Here is a 20,020-nt window from a genome sequence, read left to right as displayed (position 1 = left end):
GGCATGCCGCGAATTATTTCTGCACCTCATCCATCCGCAGCATGCTGACGCCGATGCCCTGTTTGACGTTGCTGAGGTTCTTCCGCACCGCTACCTGCTGCGCGCCCTGCAGAATAGTGACGAATGGCGAGTTCTGCTGCACCTCGGTCTGCAAATGGGTGTAGAGCGCGCGCCGCTGCGTCGCATCGCTTTCGCCTGCCGCCTTACGCGTCTCGGCGCTCAGTTCAGGGATCTCCCAGCCTACGCGCCAGGCCAGCGTTTTAGCACCGCCCGGCACGTTATAAGCGAAGGTACTGGCGTTGGTGTTCGGATCGATATAGTCCGCGCCCCAGTAGATAAAGATTGACTGGAAATCGCGCGCGCGCATCTTGCTCCACAGCTCCGACTCCGCCACCGGCTGAATATCCAGATTGACGTCCGCCTTTGCGAAGCTCGCCTGCAGGGCCTGCGCCACGTCGATATAGGGCGGCTGATTGACCACCGTCAGGGCGATATGCGCGCCCGGCGCGATGCCGACGCGCGTTAAAATCTCTTTGGCTTTATCGACGTCGTAGTGGAAGGGCGTGCTGTTCAGCGCGCCGTCAAAGCCGTCCGGCAGAAAGCTCTGGTGGATGCGGTACTGGCCTTTCAATAGCTGGCTGGCGATGCTGTCGTAGTCCACCAGCCAGCGCGCCGCCTGCCACAGCGCCGGATTGCCGAGTGCAGGCTGCTTCGCGTTTTTGGTATTAAAGCCGAGATAGTAAATCAGGCTCGACGGGAAGGCGTCGATACGCACATTCGCGTCGCTCTTCAGCGCTGCAATCTGATCGGGGCCGAGCTGGTAGGCGACATCCGCATCGCCCTGCTGCACCAGCAGGCGACGCGTACTGGCATCAGCGACGCCCTTCAGCAGCACGCGCTTCAGGTGCGGCTGCGGCGCGGCGTAGGGGTTGGCCTCCAGCACCAGCGCCTGCAGAGGGACAAACTGCTTAATCGAGAAGGCGCCGCTGCCCGCCGAGTGGGTTTTCAGCCAGCCGTTGCCGGTGTCGTTATTGCTGGCGTGCTGCAGCGCGGTTTTGCTGTCGACTACCGAACTGACCGGCGCGGTCAGCAGGCGCAGCGCCAGATCCTGGCCGATCTGCGCGGGCCAGCGGATCGTCAGCTGGTGGTCGTTGACTACCGTAAACTGGCTGTCGATATTGTCAGGCGTCCAGCCAAACTCGCCGAGAATAAACGAGGGCGCTTTGTTCAGCTTCACCGCGCGCGTCAGGGAGAAGACCACATCCTGCGCGGTCACCGGGTTGCCGCAGACGAAGCGGGCGTCGGGATTAAGGTTGAAGACCAGGCTGTGCGGCGTCGCGCCCTGTTGCCAGCTGCGCGCCAGCAGCGGCGAGAGCTTCTGCGGGTCGTCCTGATCCGGCTCCGCCAGCGTCTGGTAAACATTACGCAGGCTGCTGTTGCTGACCGTTTCAAAGCTCTCTGCCGGATCGAAACTGATAATGCCGTCGAGCGGTACGGCGATAATCAGCGTATCTTTTGGCGTGCTGGCCTGTACCTGAAGCGCCAGCAACAGCACGCCTGAGATTAAAAGCAATATGCGTCGCATAGAAGTTTATCCTGAGTAGTTGATAAACCTACTTTATCCGTCGCCGGACAGAGTCAAAATGCCGCTTTGTTATGAGCTTTGCAGAAAAAAATCGTCTGAAATTGCTGCATTATTCGCCAGCAACTTGCCGCTGTTCTCAAAATAAACTGCGGAAATATTGTGCGGGTGCGAAACAGGGATGAGATTCAATAGCGATCACATTTTCAGCTATATTTCATTGCTGCTGTAATTCAGTGAATATATCGTTGCTAATAAGAATGACTCTCTTGTATGGAAGTATGATTTTTTTTGATTGATTATTTTCGGCAACTGTCACTCACCGTAAATAAAACTGGGGCTGCGCACAAATTTTCTGGCTAAATAACTAACGATTGTGCGGTTTTAAACAAAATTCCTGCCTGCAAAAGCTGTTACCCGCCTGTAACTCTCCAGTAACACAATGATAATTTTTCACTAAAACACATTTAAAATTGCATTTTTACATTTAGAAATATTTATATCCCTAATATTGCCGCGTAATTAACCGATAAGATTTGTGTTTAACAAATATATTACTTTTACAGCAAGTGAGAGTCGTGCCGCTATGCTTCTTGAAAAACCCACCACCAGACGAAAGTTTTTGCTCGGGTCTTTACTGGCGTTACCGCTAAGTGACCTGGTATTAAAAGGGCTGACTGCGGCGCAGGCGGCAGAAATGGCCGCGCCGGAGCTGGCTGACTATAAACCGGGCTTTTTTAGCGCGGACGAATGGCAGTTTATTCTGGCGGCAACCGATCGCCTGATCCCGGCAGGCGGCAAAGGCAAAGCGCCAGGCGCGCTGGAAACCAACGTGCCGATCTTTATCGACCAGCAGCTGCAGACCAGCGAGTTCGGCGACGAGATCTATCTGCAGGGCCCGTTCAACGTTCATGCCGACCCAACCTTCGGCTACCAGATCCCGTTTACTCCGCAGCAGATGTACCACACCGCTATCAAGCTGGTGACGCAGTGGGTGCAGACCACCTACAACAAGCCGTTCCAGCAGCTCACGCTGGAAGAGAAAGATGACGTGTTGACCAAACTCAACAAGAACGGCATCGACTTCGCCGCGCTGGGCGAACCCAATATGAAAGCGTCGCAGTTCTTCAGCCAGCTGCTCTCTGATACCAAACATGGCTATCTCGCGGATCCGATGTACGGCGGCAACAAAGGCATGAAAGCCTGGATCGCCATCGGCTTCCCCGGCGCGCGCGCCAGCTTTACCGAATGGGTGAAGCAGCACAACGTGCCTTATCCGCTGGGGCCGGTCAGCCTTTTGGGTGAACGCGCTTAACGGCGCTGAATCAGGTATTTGAGACAGGATTATCATGGCACAGATTACTAAAAAAGAAGTCGACGTCGTTGTTTGCGGCCTCGGCTGGGCCGGCTCGCTGATGAGTATCGAACTGGCGCTGGCGGGCCTCGAAGTGCGCGCCTTAGAGCGCGGCGGCGAGCGCGACTACCCCGATTTCGCCTACCCGAAACCGGCTGACGAATACGCCTATAACGTACGCAACAAAGTGTTCGCCACGCCGAAAGAAGTGGCGGTCACCGTACGTTACGACACCACCCAGACCGCATTGCCAACCCGTAAATGGGGCGCGTTCGCGCCGGGCACCGGCGTGGGCGGCGCAGGCATGCACTGGACGGCGGTACTGATCCGTCCGACACCGACTGACATCAAGCTGAAAACCTACGTGGACGAGGCCTACAAGCCGGGCATCCTGCAGGAAGATATGCGCGTGATGGACTTCCCGTTCACCTGGGATGAGATCGAGCCCTATTACTACAAGTTCGAGCTGATCTGCGGCCAGTCGGGCAACACCGGCAACCTGCGCGGTCAGATTCTGGAAGGCGGCGACCCGTTCGAAGGCCCGCGCTCCGAGCCTTATCCGCTGCCGGCGCTGGAAGACACGCTGAACAACGTGATGTTTAAAGAAGCGGCGACGAAGCTGGGCTACCATCCGTTCCCGAACCCGTCGGCGTGCGTCTCCCGCGCGTGGAAAAACCCGTACGGCAACCAGATTGCGCCCTGCAACTACTGCGGCTATTGCTCAAAATATCCGTGTCTGAACTACTCCAAAGCGTCGCCGCAGACCGCGGTGATGGATGCGCTGAAGCGCATGCCGAACTTCTCCTACGAAGTGCACGCGGAAGTGGTGAAAGTGGTGCTGCACGACGACAAGAAGACCGCCAAAGGCGTGATCTACTACGACGTGGACGGCAACGAAGTATTCCAGCCGGCGAAGATCGTCGTGCTCTCCAGCTTCCAGCTCTATAACGTGCGCCTGATGCTGCTCTCCGGCATCGGCAAGCCTTATAACCCGATTACCGAAGAGGGTGTGGTAGGGCGTAACTACGCCTTCCTGTCGAACGGCGGCGCGACCCTGTTCTTCAAAGACAAAAACTTCAACCCGTACGCCACCGCAGGCGCCACCGGCCAGATGTTCAACGACATCTCTCCGGGTAACTTCGACGGTCCTGGACTCGGCTTCCTTGGCGGCGCGAAGATCCACAGCTCGCAGGCTACCGGTACGCCAATCGCCACCTCGCTGCCGAAAGGCACGCCGAGCTGGGGCATGGGCTACAAAGAGGGTCTGGAAGAGTGGTACGGCCACTCCATGAAGATCAGCATCACCACGACCTGCCAGTCGTACCGCGATGTCTATCTGGATCTCGATCCGAACTACACCGACCACCGCGGCCAGCCGCTGCTGCGCATGACCTTTAACTGGAAACAGAACGAGCTCAAGCTGCAGCAGTACCTGAAAGGCATCGTCGGCAATATCGGCAAAGAGCTGAACCCGGACAGCATGAGCATGAGCTTCCTGCCGATGGACGCCAACTTCGACCTGACCAAGTACGTCTCTACCCACAACGTGGGCGGCGCGGTAATGGGCGACAACCCGAAAACCTCTGCGCTGAACAAGTATCTGCAGAGCTGGGACGTGCATAACGTGTTTGTACCGGGCGGCAACGCTTTCCCGCAGAACTTCCAGGCGAACCCGACCGATACCATCGGCGCGATTACCCTGATGGCGGCGCAGGCGATCAAGGAACAGTATCTGAAAAACCCCGGTCCACTGGTACAGGCATAAGCATATGAAACTGAAATCATTGTTACTCGCCAACGCCGTGCTGCTGGGATGCATGGCTGCTCCTGCGCACGCGGAAGATGAGGCCCAGCTGATTAAGAAAGGCGAATACCTGTCGCGCCTCGGCGACTGTATGGCCTGTCACTCGCTCGCGGGCAAGCCGGACTATTCCGGCGGCCTGGCGATTGATTCGAACCTCGGCACCATCTATTCAACCAATATTACTCCGGACAAAGCTCACGGCATCGGCAACTACAGCGAACAGCAGTTCTCTGACGCGGTGCGCAAAGGGGTGCTGCCGGATGGCTCGCGCCTCTATCCGGCGATGCCTTACCCGGACTACGCCAAAATCAGCGACGAAGATATGCACGCGCTGTATGTCTACTTTATGAAAGGCGTGAAGCCGAGCGCCGAGCAGCCGCCGGAAACCCGCCTCAGCTTCCCGTTCAGCCAGCGCTGGGGCATGCGCTTCTGGAACTGGGCCTTTACCAGCGACAAGCCGTTCCAGCCGATCGGCGGTGCCTCTGAAGAGATCAACCGCGGCGCCTATATCGTCGAGAGCCTGGGCCACTGCGGCAGCTGCCATACGCCGCGCGGCATCGGCATGAACGAGAAGGCGCTGGACAGCGGCGATGCGAAGTTCCTCGCGGGCGGCAGCCTGAACGACTGGGACGTGCCGTCGCTGCGCGGTCTGCCGCGCTGGAGCGAGCAGGAGATCGTCGATTACCTGCAGACCGGCCGCAACGATAAAGCGGCGGTAGGTGGCGAGATGAAGTCGGTGATTGAGCACAGCAGCTCGCACATGACCGACGCCGATCTCAAGGCGGTCGCGGCGTATCTGAAGTTCCTCGGCGGCAATCCGCCGCTGCAGGCTTACAACGTCCAGGCGCAGCAGAAGACTGAAGCGAAGCTGACGGCGGCGAAGAACCTGACCGAGGGCGAGCGTCTTTATATCGACAACTGCGGTGCCTGCCACTTTGTGACCGGCAAGGGCGCGCCAGGCGTCTTCCCGGAGCTGGATCAGGCGACGATTGTTAACGCCAAAGATCCGACCGGGCTGATCCACACCATCCTGGAAGGCGCGCAGCAGCCGTCGACGGAGAAAGCGCCGTCAACGCTGGCGATGCCCGGCTTCGGCAAGCGCCTGAGCGACGACGAAGTGGCGCAGCTCGCGACCTTTATCCGTCAGGGCTGGAGCAACAATGCGCCAGCGGTGAGCAAGGATCAGGTTGCGGATGTGCGGAAGTCGCTGAAGCACGACTAAAAGGCACTGCGTCTTCTTTCAGACGGCTGAGAAGTAAGAGAAGGGCGCCGCGGCGCCCTTTTTTGTTGGCTGTTATGTGCAGACGCGGGTGACAAGGCCCGATCGCAAAGGCGCTTTACGCATCCTTGCCCGCTCGGCCCGCGACATCCCTGTCGCGGGACGCTTTGCTCTTCGGGCCATGTCACCCGCGTATCAAGTTTGTTAGCCGTCTGATAGAAGATTTTGACTGCCCGACGTGCGCTCTTCGACATTGGCCTTAATGGAAGTTATGTCCCACTTCCAGCACGCCGTTAATCACAAACTGCACGCCCATACAGACCAGCAAAAAGCCCATCAGGCGCGAAATCGCCTCAATACCGCCTTTCCCCACCAGCTTCATAATGCTGCCTGAACTGCGCAGCGCGACCCACAGGATCAGCGCTACCAGCAGAAAGGTAAGCGGCGGCGCTACGGCAATCACCCACGCGGGAAAATCGACGCCGCTTTTCACCGTTGAGGCGGAGCTGATAATCATCGCGATGGTGCCGGGACCGGCGGTGCTCGGCATCGCCAGCGGCACAAAGGCGATATTGACCGGCTCCTGCCGGATAGTGCTGTTCTCCAGCTCATCCTGCTTGTGCTGCGCCTCTACCGAATGGCCGACCGGCTGCGCGGGAAACAGCATGCGAAAGCCGATAAAGGCGACGATCAGCCCGCCCGCGATGCGCAGGCCGGGAATGGAGATGCCGAAGGTGTTAAGCACCGCATTGCCCGCGTACCAGGCCACCATCATAATGGCGAAAACATAGATGGAAGCCTGAAGCGCCTGACGGTTGCGCTCGCTGAAGTTCATCTCGCCCGCCAGCCCGAGGAACAGCGCCACGGTGGTGAGCGGGTTGGCGAGCGGCAGCAGCACGATCAGCCCGAGTCCAATGGCTTCAAATAACGCCTGCATAAGCGTCCTCTTTCATGGCGCGAACAGGCGCGCAGTTTCCAGGAAGGGTTAGTGTTTGGGGCGCTCCATCGCTTCCAGCAGCTCCGGGAAAAAATCTTCCAGCAGCTCGGGCGTCATCAGCTCCGGATAGCGCATCAGGTGCTCGCGAATGCGTTCGCTTAGCTCCGGGATCAGGCTCTGCGCAGCGGCGAGCGCGGTGATCTTCTTCTGCTTCACCAGGCGCAGCACGTCATCCGGCAGGCTGTCTTCGTCGTCTTCCTCTTCCACCTCTTCCAGCGCGTCGAGATCGTCGAACATATCGAGCAGCGCCTCAATCTGCGGCGTGCGCGACACATACTCTTCCGGCTTCTCCTCTTCCAGATAGCGTAGCAGCGCGCGCACCGGCGTGCCGTCCGGCGTGGCGGGCGGCGAGGAGGTAAACCACTCCAGCATCAGATGGGTGCTGACGCGATGAACGTGATAGCCGTTATCCACCAGTTCGTCGGCGAGGATATCGGCGGTGTCGTGCTCAAGCAGGCAGATATGGGTGCGATTCGGCGTGAACTGTTCCAGCCACTGGTAGATCTCTTCAATAACCGCATCGTCGTACTGAAAGTTTTTGCTCAGATAGCTGCCGTCCGGCTGATGCACGGTCGCGAAAATGAGATCGGGATCGAAGTAAATCGCAATGTTGATGCCTTTCATGCGTGCTGTCCTTTGGAGTGCAAAACCTCACTATAGCCTCAGGGCGCGCAGAAAAACATGGGGAGGCCAGCAGCCTGTGCTGCTGGCATTAAAAATTAATGTAATTCAGCGCGATCCAGCCCGTAGGCGCTGTCGAGCGCGCCCGGCGCCATCTGCGACAGGATCTGCAGGCGGTTCCAGCTGTTGATCACCGCGATGGTAAAGGCCAGCTCGCTGATCTCCACCTCGGAGAAGTGCTCGCGCAGCTCGCCGTAGAGCGCCTCGCTGACGCCCTGCTCGCCGATGCGCGTCAGGGCCTCGGTCAGCGCCAGCGCCGCCTTCTCACGCGCGCTAAACAGCGGCGACTCGCGCCAGATGGCGACGTGATGCAGACGCAGCTCGCGCTCGCCGTGCAGCTTCGCCTCTTTTACGTGCATATCGAGGCAGAACGCGCAGTGATTCATCTGCGAGGCGCGGATATCCACCAGATGCTTCAGCGTGGCATCCAGCGTGGTTTTGCGTAACGCCATTGAGACATCGCCCAGAGTTTTGGCCAGCGCCGGAACGGTTTTAAAATGGTTAACGCGTGATGTCATGATGTTTTCCTCTTTCAGAACAGTGAGTTGATAGTGTTTAACGCATGGGGCAGCGCAGTGGCGCGGCTGACGGGATCGTGCGTGCCGTCGACGCGGATAAATTCCACATCCTCAATACCGATGTAGGCGAGCGCGACGCGCACGTAGGGCGTGAACTGGTCATCCTGCATAAAGGGGCCGTGGGCGAAGACGCTGCCGCTGGCGACCACGCTGTAGACCTTTTTGCCCTGGACCAGCCCGACTTTGCTGCCGTCAGAGGTAAAGGCGAAGGTGCGGCCGGCGCGGGTAATATGATCGAACCAGGCCTTCAGCACCGAAGGCAGGCCGAGGTTCCACATCGGCGACGAGATCACCAGCGTGTCGCAGGCGAACAGCTGATCCACCAGCTTTTCCGAAGTTTCGATAGCGCTGCGCTGGGCACCGGTGCGCGCCTCCGGCGGCGTAAAAAAGGCGCCGATGGTAAAGGCGTCCAGATGCGGCAGCGGATGCTGCGCCAGATCCAGCACCGTCTCTTCCAGTTGCGGATGGTGGGCGCGCAGCCGCTCGACCAGATGCGCCGAGGCAGCGCGCGACGCGGATCCGCTGATATCGGGGCTGACTTTGATATGCAGTAGCTTCATAAGTGACTCTTTCGCGGCTAAACAATGGAGGCATGATAAGCTTCTATGTCAGAGTAAAAAGGGCCATAAAACGTGAAAACAGGTAGGACATAGCGGTGGGCTACAGAGAGATTTACGCGCGCTATCGCCAGCAGATCCAGGCTGGCGTGCTGAAGCCGGGCGACCGCGTGCCGGCGATCCGCGTGCTGGCCAGCGAGCTGCGCGTCGCGCGCAAAACGGTAGAGACCGCCTATGAGATCCTTGTAGGCGAAGGCTACTTCGTCAGCCAGGGCGCCAGGGGCACGCGCGTCAATCCGGCGCTTACGGTTGTCACGAAAGAGGAGCCAGCGTGGCAGCCAGAGGAGAGCGACCTGCCGCTGCGCATTGAGCAGCGGGAGAACAAGGGCGAGATGCGGCTCGGCATTCCGTCGCTGGACGCCTTTCCGCTGAAGAAGTGGCTGCTGATCGCCGGTAAAGCGGCGCGCAGCCTGCGCCCGGACGAGATGCTGATCCCGCCGGTGATGGGCTATCTGCCGCTGCGCGAGGCCATTGCCAGCTATCTCAACATTTCACGCGGGCTCGACTGCCAGCCGGAGCAGATCTTTATCACCAGCGGCTACCGCGCCAACCTGCGGCTGATTCTGGCGGTGCTGGCGCAGGCGGGCGACAAGGTGCTATTTGAAGATCCCGGCTACTTCTTCGGGCAGAAGCTGCTGAAGCGGATCGCGCCGAACCTGCACTACGTGCCGGTCGATCGCAAAGGGATCAACGTCGATCATCTGCTGCGCTATCACGCCGATGCGCGCTTTGCGGTGGTGACGCCAACCCATCAGAGCCCGCTGGCGGTCACGCTGTCACTGCCGCGCAAGCATCAGCTGCTGGCGTGGGCGCAGGAGAACAACAGCTGGATCATTGAGGATGACTATGACGGGGAGTTTCACTACACGCGCAAGGTGATCCCGGCGTTAAAAAGCCTCGATACGCACGACCGGGTGATCTATACCGGCACCTTCAGTAAAACCATTATGCCTGCGATGCGCATCGGCTATCTGGTGATGCCACAGGCGACGCTGGCGCGCTTTCGCGAGCTGGGCGAGATTCTGGAGAACGGGCTGCCGCTGCTGCCGCAGAAAATCCTCGCGCAGTTTCTCAGCGAAGGGCACTTTTATCGGCATATTAAAAAGATGCGCATTCTCTACCAGCAGCGGCGACGCATGATGCTCGACGCATTGCAGGCCTGCTTCCCGGATCTGTTTGAGTATGAGCTGACCGACGGCGGCATGCATATCGTCGCCTTTCTGCGGCGCGGCATTCAGGACGTGGCGCTGGCAGAGGTGTGGCAGCGTCATCAGCTGCGCGTACTGCCGCTCTCCGGCTGGTATATGCAGACGCAGAAGCGCTACGGACTGGTGATTGGCTATACCAATATTCGATCCTATGAGCAGGCGCTGGCGCTGCTGCAAGGCGTGGAAGAGGAGACGAGAAGGGCGATGGCGTGATCAACGGTTTAGAAGGCCGTTGCGCGGAAAGAGAGGCGCGAGGGACAGCTCGCGCCTGTACAGCGGCGGATTACATGCCGATGTATTTTTTGCCCTGCTTCAGTACGACGTCGCAGGCTTTGGTTTTCAGCTTCTCGCCCATCGGCGAGTTGCTCAGGCTCTGAAGATTCAGCTGCTGACCGTTGCCGGTGTTAAGCAGGCCGGCGATACCCTGCTGATAGTCGGTGTTCTGCGTCTGCGCCGTCTGGGTGCTCAAACCGAGCTTGTCCAGCACCTGCTCTTTCACCGACTTCACGTTGTTATCGACTACGTTGTGCTGCACGCAGTACTGCATCACGCCTGCGGCGTTGGTCATGCTGTTGGCGCTGACCGCCTTATCGCCGCCGTTCAGCAGACCCGTCAGCGAGCCGAGCGAGAGTCCGCCGTTCTGCGCGGTGCTGTTGGTCGCGCTGGTGTTGCTGTTGTTCTGCTGGCTGAGCTGCGACGCCGCGCTGCTCAGCTGATCCTGCCAGCTTGCCGCCGATGCGCTGCCTGCCAGCAGCAGCGCGCTGAACCCCATCCCCAAAATCGTGCTTAGCGTGGTTTTATTCATTTTACCCTCGTTAATGTTCAACCTGCGCGCGGTGAGTTGCTGCGCCAGTTTTGCTAAGAGGAATCTGAGGTGGGAAAGTTCCGAGTGCGGGAGGCGAGAAGGGTGGAATCGGAGGATTCTGTAGGGGAAGGGCTGGGGCGTGCGGGTGCGGGGCGGGGCGAAAGGAGGTATGGCGCTTTTTTGGACGTTTAGCGCGCAGGGAAGGTGATTCCGGTTGCGCGGCTGGTGGGTAAGGGTATAATCCTCAACGTTTTCCGCATCCCTTCCGTGCCGGAGTGGCGAAATCGGTAGACGCAGTTGATTCAAAATCAACCGTAGAAATACGTGCCGGTTCGAGTCCGGCCTTCGGCACCACGGAAAAGAAAGAAGTCGCTTATGGGCGGCTTTTTTTGTGTCTGGAATTTAGTATGTAACCATCATTCCCGTTATATCTTCTTGTCTTCATCCGCTCCAGCGAACTGCTCTTTGCTCGTTGACTTGGGATCGATTTTGAAACATCTATCCGGACGATTCCAGCCGAGCGAGAACTTATTGAAGGGTAAGCATTTGCAGCGTGCCTCAAAATGCGTACGCCTCAACTTATGCCGCTTTCCCATCAAGCGTTAGCAATCCTTAAACACGTTCACAAACTTAGTGGCGATCGCGATTTTGTTTTCATTGGCGATCACGACCATCGCAAACCGATGAGTGAAAACACGGTGAACAAGGCCCTGCGCGTTATGGGTTATGACACAAAGGTAGAGGTTTGTGGGCATGGTTTCAGGACAATGGCCTGTAGTTCATTGATTGAGTCTGGATTGTGGTCGAGGGATGCAGTGGAACGGCAAATGAGCCATATGGAGCGTAACTCTGTGCGTGCGGCTTATATTCATAAGGCCGAGCATCTGGATGAGCGCAGACTGATGCTGCAGTGGTGGGCTGATTTTCTGGATGCGAACCGGGAGAAAGGGATTACGCCGTTTGACTATGCGAAGATCAACCGGGGAGCAGGTCACAGGAGGAACATATCAAAAACAGGCAGATACACAATTTAAATTACAGTCTCTTTCATCGATTTTTGTCCATTATGATGACACTCTATATTCGTATTGAAATCACAGTAATACAGTGCATTTTTTAGTAATATTTAACCTATTGATTATTTCAAGGAATATGACCGTTGAAATTTGCACAAGCTCTCAGCATTCTCTCAAAGTCTTCACCGTATGCGGTCAGTACCGAGAGAGAGCACTATCAAGATCACCTCGTTGGATTCAAGAGATACATATACATCACGACAGATATAGAAGCGGATTTTAAAAAAGCACTCCTATCTGCTAAGTCCAATCAAGTCATCTTCCTATGCGGAAGTAGTGGTGATGGCAAGTCTGAGATCTTGACGCAGTACAGCCAAAAGCACAAAGTGACTCATGACTTCCATTTGGATGCGACTCACAGCTTCAATCCAAGCCAGACAGCCATTCAAGCTCTTGATCAAAGATTCACCCAGTTCAAGCAAAGTCATAAACCACTTGTTGTGGGTATTAACGTTGGTATGCTCGGCAATTATGCAGAAGAAGGTTCCAAAGAGCATAGCGACATCAAAAAGGTGCTCAGAGACTTTCTCTCTCGTAAGCGATCAGCAATTCCAAAGCAGTACGTATTCTTGGATTTTGAAGACTATCCAAAATTCACCTTCAATGCTGAGGGCTGTGCATCAGACTTTGCAGAAAAATTTCTAAAAAGATTGACAGCACAAACGCTTGAGAATCCTTTCTATGCGCTTTATGACAAAGAGCTCAAATCTCTAGGTCATACTCGCCTGACGGCAAACTATGCGCTGCTGAGTCGCCCTTCAGTTCAGGAATCTCTGATCGGCTTATTACTCAAAGCCCGTCTTATCAAAGATCAGTTCCTCACGGCCCGAGCGTTACTGGATTTCATTTTCCAGTTGCTCGCGGCGGATGGCTACTTGTTCGACAACTTGTTTGCAGGCAGTGATAACGAGCTGTTATCCCGTATACAGGGTTTTGACCCAAGTAATCTGCACACGCGCACCGTCGATGAGTTTGTGCTTCAGCATGAGCTGGGCATTGAAGATGAGCGTTTCAATGCGTTTAGATCTAAAATTAACGAGCTTGGTTTTTACGAGGTAACCAAAGCAACGTCTTTTCTTCGCCTTTTCTATTTGCTTCGGGGTGACAAAGAGCTCAGCAATGAGTTTGTAACGCCTATCCAAAACGAGTTCACAAACAATCTGGTAGAAACCTATGCATCTGTCTGGATGCGACATCGTGATTTCGATGGTTCAGGAAAGATGCGCAAACTGCTTGGCAGTTTCTACAAAGAAACGCTGATCGCAGCGCTTCACCGCTATTGTAATCGTCATGCCCCAACACTCGACAAAGACGAGTATTTAGTTTCTGAGCTTAATGGCTACAAAACGGCGGTGTCTCTTGAAGTTAAGGCCGATTTTTCAGCAATACAAAACAGTACACTCGAAAAAATAGGCACCTTCAATGTGTATCTGAAAGTCGATGAACAATCGCTTAAGCCAATGCCAATTAGCGTCAAACTACTTGAGCTTTTGGTCAAGATTGGGCAGGGGTATCGCCCTAACAAGCACGACAAAAATGCTGTTTTGTTACTTGATGAAGCATTGGAACAGATGCTGACAGTAGCTAAGCAAAAAGAGACCTTTTTTATTCTCAAGGGTGATAAGCGCTACAAAATCGTGAAAGAAGAAAGTGACTATTTTGAAGTGAGTGGTATGCACTAATGACGACCGATAATTTCACATTACCGATAAAGGCCGGTTTGCCACAAACGGTAGCTGATAAGTTCCAAAATAAGAATACGTTGAGCAGTTACATTCCCATTCGTACGCAAGGCAATGATTTTGACTGGTCATCAGTCGTGGGCTTAGTCCTGCGTGGATTACTTTGTAAAAAAATAGAAAAGTACAATTACCAAGATTTTACTGCGGATTGCAAAAACAACTTACAAAACAAATTGGGTGAAGAGGAATTTTGGAGTGTAATTGAAGATATGTATTTCACTAATGAAAATATATTCTCGGTAACCCCTGAGTTTCTGTTGTTTAAGAGCCAGAAGAGTCAAGATAACAAGTACACGCGCGACATGCGAATGGCATCCTTGTTTATTAACTTACTTCAAGGACAGCAAATTGAACGATTTGAATCTAACTTGAACTTCCTCGAAGAGGAGTTTCTTAAAACGCTTTTAGACAAAACAAAGTCAGATCGTGACAAGGACTTCCAAGTGACCGAGTCACCATATTTGCCCTATATAGCAGAGGCGTTTAAACGTGACCTCGAGTTTTTAACTGGTTATCCGAAATACCTGTTGGATGAGTTCGAGCGTTTCTTGGCATTCTATGGCTTTGCTTATACGGCTCAATTAAGCCTATCTTTGTCGGATTGGAAAACAGGTGAAGCCCCAACCGCGAAACCGCTGTATTTCATCATGGATCATGAGCGCGCCAGCAGTGAACGTATCCATATCAAAAAGCACGGTTACAAGCTTTTTAGCGAATCGTCTTTCAAGCTGTTTCCCTTCCTCTCTATGCTGGAAAATCTTCAACCAAACCCAGAAAAATTAAAAAAACCTTTGTGGCAATTGGCAAAGGATATTAAGAGTTCAGAGCGGAGTGATCTAGCTGGGTATATTGAAAATTACGCAAAAATGTTTCGCCACAACAGAAAACTTGAAACAGCAATACCTGAAAAAGCAGAAACCGCAATTGATTGGTTGGAATATGCTTTGAAGCTTGCTGAAGAACAGTTCAGAGACCCTAAAACCGACCGTCCGGGGACTATCAAAAAATATATTAAAGCGGTTGAAGAAAACATGGCTACTGGTTTCGTGCAAGCTCGTGGTCGCTCTGGTCGGGTGTTAGTACTCACTCAAGACCACATTATTTTGCTTACTAACCTGGTGGTGGGTAAGGAAGAAAAGCTTCGCTTCCATGAGCTGATAATTGGCTTACAGCAAAGGGGGATTTTTGTTGATAAGCAGACAGAACAAGAGCTTATTAAGTTCTATGAGCGAATTGGCAACGTTGAACGCATGAGTGATAGTGGAGATGCAGTGTATGTGCGCAAAACAATTTGAATCGTTTCTGGTTGAGCAGTTTTTACTGCACGCGAAAGGAAACATCCGCGCAGGCTATCGCTACCAGTTTAACTCTCCTGACCATGCTAATAGTCAGCGACTTTTCGATGCGCTCTTAGCGCGAAAAGGAGGAGAGAGCGAAGCTCGCAATGGTGTAGCGCTGAGCTATTTAGACCTAGAAGACTGCAAAGTGGTGCCAGTGCTTCATAGCGAAGATGCGTGTGAAACGGGCTTTACCGAAAACTACATCTCTAATTTGCGTGACGAAATAGCAAGCCAGGAAGGTCCGTTGAAGGGCTGTGCACTGGTGGTGATTCACAATAGTCGCCTAGATACTCTCATCAACTCGGCGGAAGATCTTGGCCAGTCTGGCCAGGTGTGGAGTCCAGGGAAAATCAAATTCGCTCTTAGTGGCTTTATTGAGCAATCTGACAAATCTCGAGACGTTTCGCTTTGCCTTTTGGACGACCAATTTGACGCGATTTTGGAAGATGGTGCGACCATGTTCGGTTTCGAGTCTTTATACAAGGCAGTTGAGGATGGCGAGCTGTGTTTCAGAGAGCTAGGCATGTTTGAGGATCCTTTTGTTGCTGAGTTATCGGGCAATAAAAAACAGATCAAACAGCGCCTAGAAGAAAACCGTACGCTTTACCAAGAGTTGTCGTTTGAAGTAGAGCATTTTGGTCAGCAACTCGAAGAAAGGCTGAAAGGCTTTAGTAGTAGGTTTATCAAAGAACATTTTTCTGACGATGGTTGGAAAGATGTGGAGTTTGAAACTTATCGAGAAGAGATCAAAAGGAATAAGATTCAGAACCTTAAGCATGAAGGTGAAGACGAGACCAATAATGCGCAAGTGATTGGTCGCTACCCAAAAGAAACTAAAGCAGGATTGCGTGACCGTCACTTGATTATTGCACTGGAAGAAGGGCAAAGTGAGTTTGAACTTAAACTGAGCTTTTCTGGCATCAGCGATTTAAGAAAAGAGCAGTTTAAAGTCTCGCCAGCGAATGCACTTGGCAAACAAGAAGTCATCAGCACGCGCCTAACTAGTAAAGGGGCAAACGCTACTCTAGCAGCTAGTTATGCCAATGAGCCTTTGTTTTTCACGCTAGCATTGAAGCGTGACAATACCTCTGAACACCATAACTTCCGTTGCTTGGTTGTCAGAAAAGGCGAGTTTCACCTCGAGGCATTCAAAAACATTTTCGCCGTTGAGCCTTCAAAAAAACGCCTTACCTTGAAAACGGTAGACAACAGCTTGGTTATTAACCCGGCGCTAACTGCAAACCGAAGCCTAGATGATGTCGGTGAAGTGGTTGACCGCGCAGAATTTGGTGTTGTCGATTTTGAATCTTTGGCCAACGAGTCAGAAGAAATCAGCTTTGTGGTGAAATCAGGTGATAATTCCCTGACATTTTATATTGAGGGTGAACAGGTAGAAAGCAGCCTGTCCTTCCCATTGCTGCTTAACCAATCTCGCTTCCACAAATTGTTTGACGATCACGTGTTTGGCGAGCTTTATCCGAGTAAAGACGTTGTCGCGATCGATCATAGTGAATTTCGCGTCATGGAGCCGCGCATTAGCCTACTTCGTTGGGAAGAGTGTTTCGTTCAGCAAAAGCAAGTCTACCTAGCGGAATCCAACAGCATGGCGTTGGAACAGTTAAGGTCTATTGATGACGGTCTTCACTCAGCATACCAAGCACTGTTTGACTATCTAGCGAGCCGACGAACAACTATTTCGTTGGTTTCGTGGGGGCCTATATTTACGGCACTCGTGAAAGCGACCGTGGATGCATTCCTTGATTATTTCAACGCGATCCCAACTGGTGGCATGCTTACCAAAGAGCAAAAGCTTGTGATGCAAATCGGTTTGGTTCGCGAGAATGGTGAAGAATATTACTCGCCATTCCACCCAATGGTGTTGGCTTACTACTTAAATCTTTGTAATGAAATGCAAAAAGATGACAGCTTTGCTGACTTGCCAACTGTCACGTTCAATCGCTTGGGGCCAAGTGGACTGCTTCCGTATGTCTATCATCCCAAGCATGGGTTTGCCTACAACCAGCAAGTAACAGAAAACGGGTTTTGGGTTAAAAGTGTCCCTCACCAGAAAAGTTGTCTGAAGTTCGTTCGCAAGCTGGTTAAAGAAAAGATCAACGAGTTCCAAAAAGCGTTTCGCCACTTGTTTACCGGCTCAGAGAAGAGTGTGTTGGTGAATGCCGTGAATCAAGATCGTGCAGAAGAGTTATTCCTCGGTTTGGTTGACTATGTAAAAGATAACCTCGATAAAGCGGCATCAATTCATGTCAACCTCTACGATGATGAGCTGGTTTTCAATGCATTTGACCAGTTTGCAGAAACGTTCAATTACGAAGAATTAAAGTCTTGGTTGGAATTGGACCGAGAGAAAGTGCGAGAAAATGCCGACACCATTATCGATATTCTGCGAACCCGGCTAACTTACAGCAAGTTTACCAATGCTCAAAGTGAACGCGAAGGGCAAGCCTACTCGCACCTGTCTTTTTTCAGAAACAACGACAACGTGAAGTTAACGACCTTGAGCGTTGACGACATGCCTAGTGGTATTGCGTGTGATGGTCTGCTGACGGGCGACGCTTCTAAAAGTGATGAAGGCTCATACTTCACTGCATTTGGTTTGCAAAACGTTCAATATAGTAACCAACCACACTTGGAAATAGCGAAGTATGTTGGCTCGTTAATAGAACCAGCATTTAAGCCCAGCACACAATACACGGGGGCCAATGCTCCTGCTCTTGCGGTCAGTGAAGACTTTAAATCTCTGCTAGCGCGCTCTTATGACAGCTCGATTTGGACCACCATCATCGACCCGAAAGTGACGCTAGACTTCTTCCACGCCAATCAATGTATCGTGCTTATTCATTATTCTGATCAGTACACCAGCTCAGCCAGCTACGATGCGATAACCGTGACGGCACAGCGTGGTTTGTTCGAAAGGGTGGTTGCACAAAGTGGCGGCAAGCAGATTAACGAGTTCAATGCCTTCAATGGTGATTGGCTACTGAAGATGTTGACTTGCAACGACACCATTCGCAAAGAGCGAACTGGCATTATCGGCGCCTATAAATTTGCGACGTGTCTGGTGCACCAATCTGATATCACCTGGGTTCCGCTCTCAGTTGGTGAAATGATCCGCGTGTCGGGTAACATCGGCCTGAAAATGACCGACAGTGACTTCTCACGCAATGTGCAGAGATATAAAAAAGGCGCGATTTCAGATGATATACTGCTGGTGGGCTTTAAAGAGGGTAACCTTTATTTGCTTCCTGTCGAAGTGAAAGCAGGCTCCACGCCAGACTACAAAAAAGCAGTACAGCAAGCGAATGAGCTTCGCCGCTATCTAACAGAGCTTTTGAGCGACGAGACACTGGCGTCGAAGCTATACCGAGGCTTGTTTATCCGCCAAGTGTTGATGCAAATCGACAAATACCGTCTGTACAACGTATTCAGCAATGACTATTTCGAAGCCCTGCTGGCAGAGAAAGAAGAGTGGCTACGCGGTAACTACGCGATTGCGGAGCTTGAGAACTATCCAGCAGGTCTAGTGGTTAGCCACCTTGAAAGCGGAAGCTGTTTCGAACCTGGCTATAACATGCAGGATGGCGTGTTGAAGGTTGACCTTCCTATGTCTTTGCTGCCTTCACTGGTGCAACACCCGCTTCAAGTATTAATGAACGAAAAGGACATCGCACAGATCTGCCATGTGCCGGCGGAGTATATGTTGGTGGGGCAGACAGCTTTGAAAAAAAGAGAGTCGCTCGTTCCATTAGACGTTGTGGTCGATAAGCCAGAGGATTTAAAACCGAACCTCCAAACAGAGGAGCCGTCAAAGTTAGCTGCAGAGCCAACCCCAGATTATGCGAGTGAATGCCGAGTTGAAATTGGTCAGAATACGCTTACCGGCGAAAAAGTTTTCTGGGAGTACGGGCACAAGGATTTAGCAAACCGTCACCTGATCATTTTCGGTAGCTCAGGGCAGGGTAAGACCTACTGTATACAAGGTTTGTTGATGAGCTTGGCCGATGCTCAAATTCGGTCGCTGGTGATTGATTATACAAACGGATTCTTGCCGAATCACCTTGAGCCGGAGTTTATTGAACGAACAAATCCTAAATCCAATATTCTTTGTAATGAGCCATTTGGTATGTCGCCATTTAGAGCTCAAAAGCAAGATTTTGGCGGGATTTTTCTCGAAGAGAAGCCTCATATGGTGGCTGGAAGGGTAGCCTCTGTTTTTAACAAGGTATATTCGACAATTGGCGAGCGCCAGATCGCAGTGCTCAATGAAGTGATTGAATCTGGTGTCCAACGATATGGTAGTGCTTATAGCTTACAGAATATGTTGGATGACCTAAACGAGGAAGAAACTGCAGGACCAGCACTTGCAAGCAAGCTGGCTCCTCTTGTTAAGTCTAACTTGTTTTCATCTGACAGTGATAAAAGTTGGAATGATGTGTTTGAGAGTGAATATCACCGCTCAACAATTATGCAACTTGCGTCGCTTAACCACGATATTTCAATGCTTTGTACTGAGTTTTTACTTTGGGATCTATACTCCTACGCATGTAGTTACGGTAGTAAGGAAAAACCGATTCCTATTGTATTGGATGAAGTGCAGAACCTCGATCATCGCTTGGAGAGCCCATTGGGCAAAATGTTAACGGAAGGACGCAAGTTTGGGGTATCCCTAATTCTGGCGACTCAAACGCTAAGTATGCTGCGTAAAGATGAGCAAGATCGTTTATTCCAGGCGTGTCACAAGCTGATTTTTGCACCAGCAAAAACAGAGACAAAGACGTACGCGAAAATTCTTGAACTGAGCATGCCAGGTACAAAGCAGGCTGAGTGGGAAAAGCAACTAGGAGACCTATCCAAAGGACAGTGTTTATCAGTTGGCTACCATTTGGATAACGGTCAGTTGAAGATGAGTGTTAAGAAAGTGAAGGTTTCCTCCATGTTATCCCGCCTGAACAATTCTAAGGGTTGAGCCTGGTAGGTCTATGGATCTTAGCTTTCTGAA

Annotated in this window: 13 protein-coding genes, 1 tRNA gene and 1 pseudogene; 9 read left to right on the top strand and 6 right to left on the bottom strand. The window is 52.6% G+C overall.

Annotated features, from left to right (window positions below):
* Positions 1–13 precede the first annotated feature (13 nt).
* The gene (locus MHZ89_RS12105; RefSeq protein WP_311783193.1) at positions 14–1,585 is read right to left on the bottom strand and encodes an ABC transporter substrate-binding protein; all 1,572 of its coding nucleotides are present in this window, start codon (positions 1,583–1,585) and stop codon (positions 14–16) included.
* A gap of 583 nt (positions 1,586–2,168) precedes the next feature.
* Between MHZ89_RS12105 and MHZ89_RS12100 the strand changes: the two genes are divergently transcribed.
* The 3 genes from MHZ89_RS12100 to MHZ89_RS12090 are packed head-to-tail and all read left to right on the top strand — an operon-like array spanning position 2,169 to position 5,962.
* The gene (locus MHZ89_RS12100) at positions 2,169–2,897 is read left to right on the top strand and encodes a gluconate 2-dehydrogenase subunit 3 family protein (RefSeq protein WP_120455475.1); all 729 of its coding nucleotides are present in this window, start codon (positions 2,169–2,171) and stop codon (positions 2,895–2,897) included.
* Positions 2,898–2,931: 34 nt separating this feature from the next.
* Complete coding sequence (locus tag MHZ89_RS12095) at positions 2,932–4,701, top strand: GMC family oxidoreductase (protein WP_120455477.1); 1,770 nt, start codon at positions 2,932–2,934, stop codon at positions 4,699–4,701.
* A gap of 4 nt (positions 4,702–4,705) precedes the next feature.
* Positions 4,706–5,962 (top strand): cytochrome c, encoded by a 1,257-nt coding sequence (locus tag MHZ89_RS12090; protein ID WP_120455479.1) that lies wholly within the window; start codon positions 4,706–4,708, stop codon positions 5,960–5,962.
* Between the two features lie 256 nt (positions 5,963–6,218).
* On the opposite strand, the gene MHZ89_RS12085 is transcribed toward MHZ89_RS12090, so the two are convergent.
* From MHZ89_RS12085 to MHZ89_RS12070, 4 genes are all read right to left on the bottom strand, one after another.
* A complete protein-coding gene (locus MHZ89_RS12085; protein ID WP_311783192.1) occupies positions 6,219–6,896 on the bottom strand; it encodes a MarC family NAAT transporter in 678 nt (225 codons plus the stop codon).
* 48 nt (positions 6,897–6,944) lie between these two features.
* Complete coding sequence (locus MHZ89_RS12080; RefSeq protein ID WP_286870780.1) at positions 6,945–7,580, bottom strand: hypothetical protein; 636 nt, start codon at positions 7,578–7,580, stop codon at positions 6,945–6,947.
* Positions 7,581–7,675: 95 nt separating this feature from the next.
* Positions 7,676–8,155, bottom strand: a complete 480-nt coding sequence (locus tag MHZ89_RS12075) for a carboxymuconolactone decarboxylase family protein (protein ID WP_311783191.1) — start codon at positions 8,153–8,155, stop codon at positions 7,676–7,678.
* 14 nt (positions 8,156–8,169) lie between these two features.
* The gene (locus MHZ89_RS12070) at positions 8,170–8,775 is read right to left on the bottom strand and encodes an NAD(P)H-dependent oxidoreductase (RefSeq protein WP_311783190.1); all 606 of its coding nucleotides are present in this window, start codon (positions 8,773–8,775) and stop codon (positions 8,170–8,172) included.
* Positions 8,776–8,870: 95 nt separating this feature from the next.
* Here MHZ89_RS12070 and MHZ89_RS12065 point away from each other — a divergent pair, with 95 nt between their 5' ends.
* Positions 8,871–10,253, top strand: coding sequence for a PLP-dependent aminotransferase family protein (locus MHZ89_RS12065; protein WP_311783189.1), 1,383 nt, complete (start codon positions 8,871–8,873; stop codon positions 10,251–10,253).
* Positions 10,254–10,323: 70 nt separating this feature from the next.
* On the opposite strand, the gene MHZ89_RS12060 is transcribed toward MHZ89_RS12065, so the two are convergent.
* Complete coding sequence (locus MHZ89_RS12060; RefSeq protein ID WP_311783188.1) at positions 10,324–10,845, bottom strand: DUF2501 domain-containing protein; 522 nt, start codon at positions 10,843–10,845, stop codon at positions 10,324–10,326.
* A 269-nt stretch (positions 10,846–11,114) separates the two neighbouring features.
* On the opposite strand from MHZ89_RS12060, the gene MHZ89_RS12055 reads away from it, so the two are divergent.
* The 5 genes and pseudogenes from MHZ89_RS12055 (at position 11,115) to dptH (ending at position 19,987) form a co-directional block, all read left to right on the top strand.
* Positions 11,115–11,199 (top strand) — tRNA-Leu (locus tag MHZ89_RS12055).
* A gap of 71 nt (positions 11,200–11,270) precedes the next feature.
* Positions 11,271–11,879: pseudogene (locus MHZ89_RS12050) on the top strand (tyrosine-type recombinase/integrase); the annotation flags it as partial.
* A gap of 125 nt (positions 11,880–12,004) precedes the next feature.
* The gene (gene dptF / locus MHZ89_RS12045) at positions 12,005–13,603 is read left to right on the top strand and encodes a DNA phosphorothioation-dependent restriction protein DptF (protein ID WP_058675763.1); all 1,599 of its coding nucleotides are present in this window, start codon (positions 12,005–12,007) and stop codon (positions 13,601–13,603) included.
* On the top strand, positions 13,603–14,958 hold the full coding sequence (gene dptG, locus MHZ89_RS12040; RefSeq protein WP_311783187.1) for a DNA phosphorothioation-dependent restriction protein DptG: 1,356 nt from the start codon (positions 13,603–13,605) through the stop codon (positions 14,956–14,958). Before dptF ends, dptG begins: the two co-directional genes overlap by 1 nt.
* Entirely contained in the window at positions 14,939–19,987 is a 5,049-nt protein-coding gene (gene dptH, locus MHZ89_RS12035; protein WP_311783186.1) for a DNA phosphorothioation-dependent restriction protein DptH, read from the top strand. The genes dptG and dptH overlap by 20 nt, the downstream gene beginning before the upstream one ends.
* The last annotated feature ends 33 nt before the right edge of the window (positions 19,988–20,020 follow it).

The organism is Pantoea sp. ACRSB (assembly GCF_022346905.1).
Lineage (GTDB): Bacteria > Pseudomonadota > Gammaproteobacteria > Enterobacterales > Enterobacteriaceae > Pantoea > Pantoea piersonii.
Note: the sequence above shows the minus strand (reverse complement) of the source record. Positions and strands in the feature narration are given on the sequence as shown.

Bases quoted from the DNA above. Each gene is read 5' to 3' on its own strand.
- MHZ89_RS12105 (WP_311783193.1), bottom strand. From the start codon at position 1,585: ATGCGACGCATATTGCTTTTAATCTCAGGCGTGCTGTTGCTGGCGCTT.
- MHZ89_RS12100 (WP_120455475.1), top strand. From the start codon at position 2,169: ATGCTTCTTGAAAAACCCACCACCAGACGAAAGTTTTTGCTCGGGTCT.
- MHZ89_RS12095 (WP_120455477.1), top strand. From the start codon at position 2,932: ATGGCACAGATTACTAAAAAAGAAGTCGACGTCGTTGTTTGCGGCCTC.
- MHZ89_RS12090 (WP_120455479.1), top strand. From the start codon at position 4,706: ATGAAACTGAAATCATTGTTACTCGCCAACGCCGTGCTGCTGGGATGC.
- MHZ89_RS12085 (WP_311783192.1), bottom strand. From the start codon at position 6,896: ATGCAGGCGTTATTTGAAGCCATTGGACTCGGGCTGATCGTGCTGCTG.
- MHZ89_RS12080 (WP_286870780.1), bottom strand. From the start codon at position 7,580: ATGAAAGGCATCAACATTGCGATTTACTTCGATCCCGATCTCATTTTC.
- MHZ89_RS12075 (WP_311783191.1), bottom strand. From the start codon at position 8,155: ATGACATCACGCGTTAACCATTTTAAAACCGTTCCGGCGCTGGCCAAA.
- MHZ89_RS12070 (WP_311783190.1), bottom strand. From the start codon at position 8,775: ATGAAGCTACTGCATATCAAAGTCAGCCCCGATATCAGCGGATCCGCG.
- MHZ89_RS12060 (WP_311783188.1), bottom strand. From the start codon at position 10,845: ATGAATAAAACCACGCTAAGCACGATTTTGGGGATGGGGTTCAGCGCG.
- dptG (WP_311783187.1), top strand. From the start codon at position 13,603: ATGACGACCGATAATTTCACATTACCGATAAAGGCCGGTTTGCCACAA.
- dptH (WP_311783186.1), top strand. From the start codon at position 14,939: ATGTGCGCAAAACAATTTGAATCGTTTCTGGTTGAGCAGTTTTTACTG.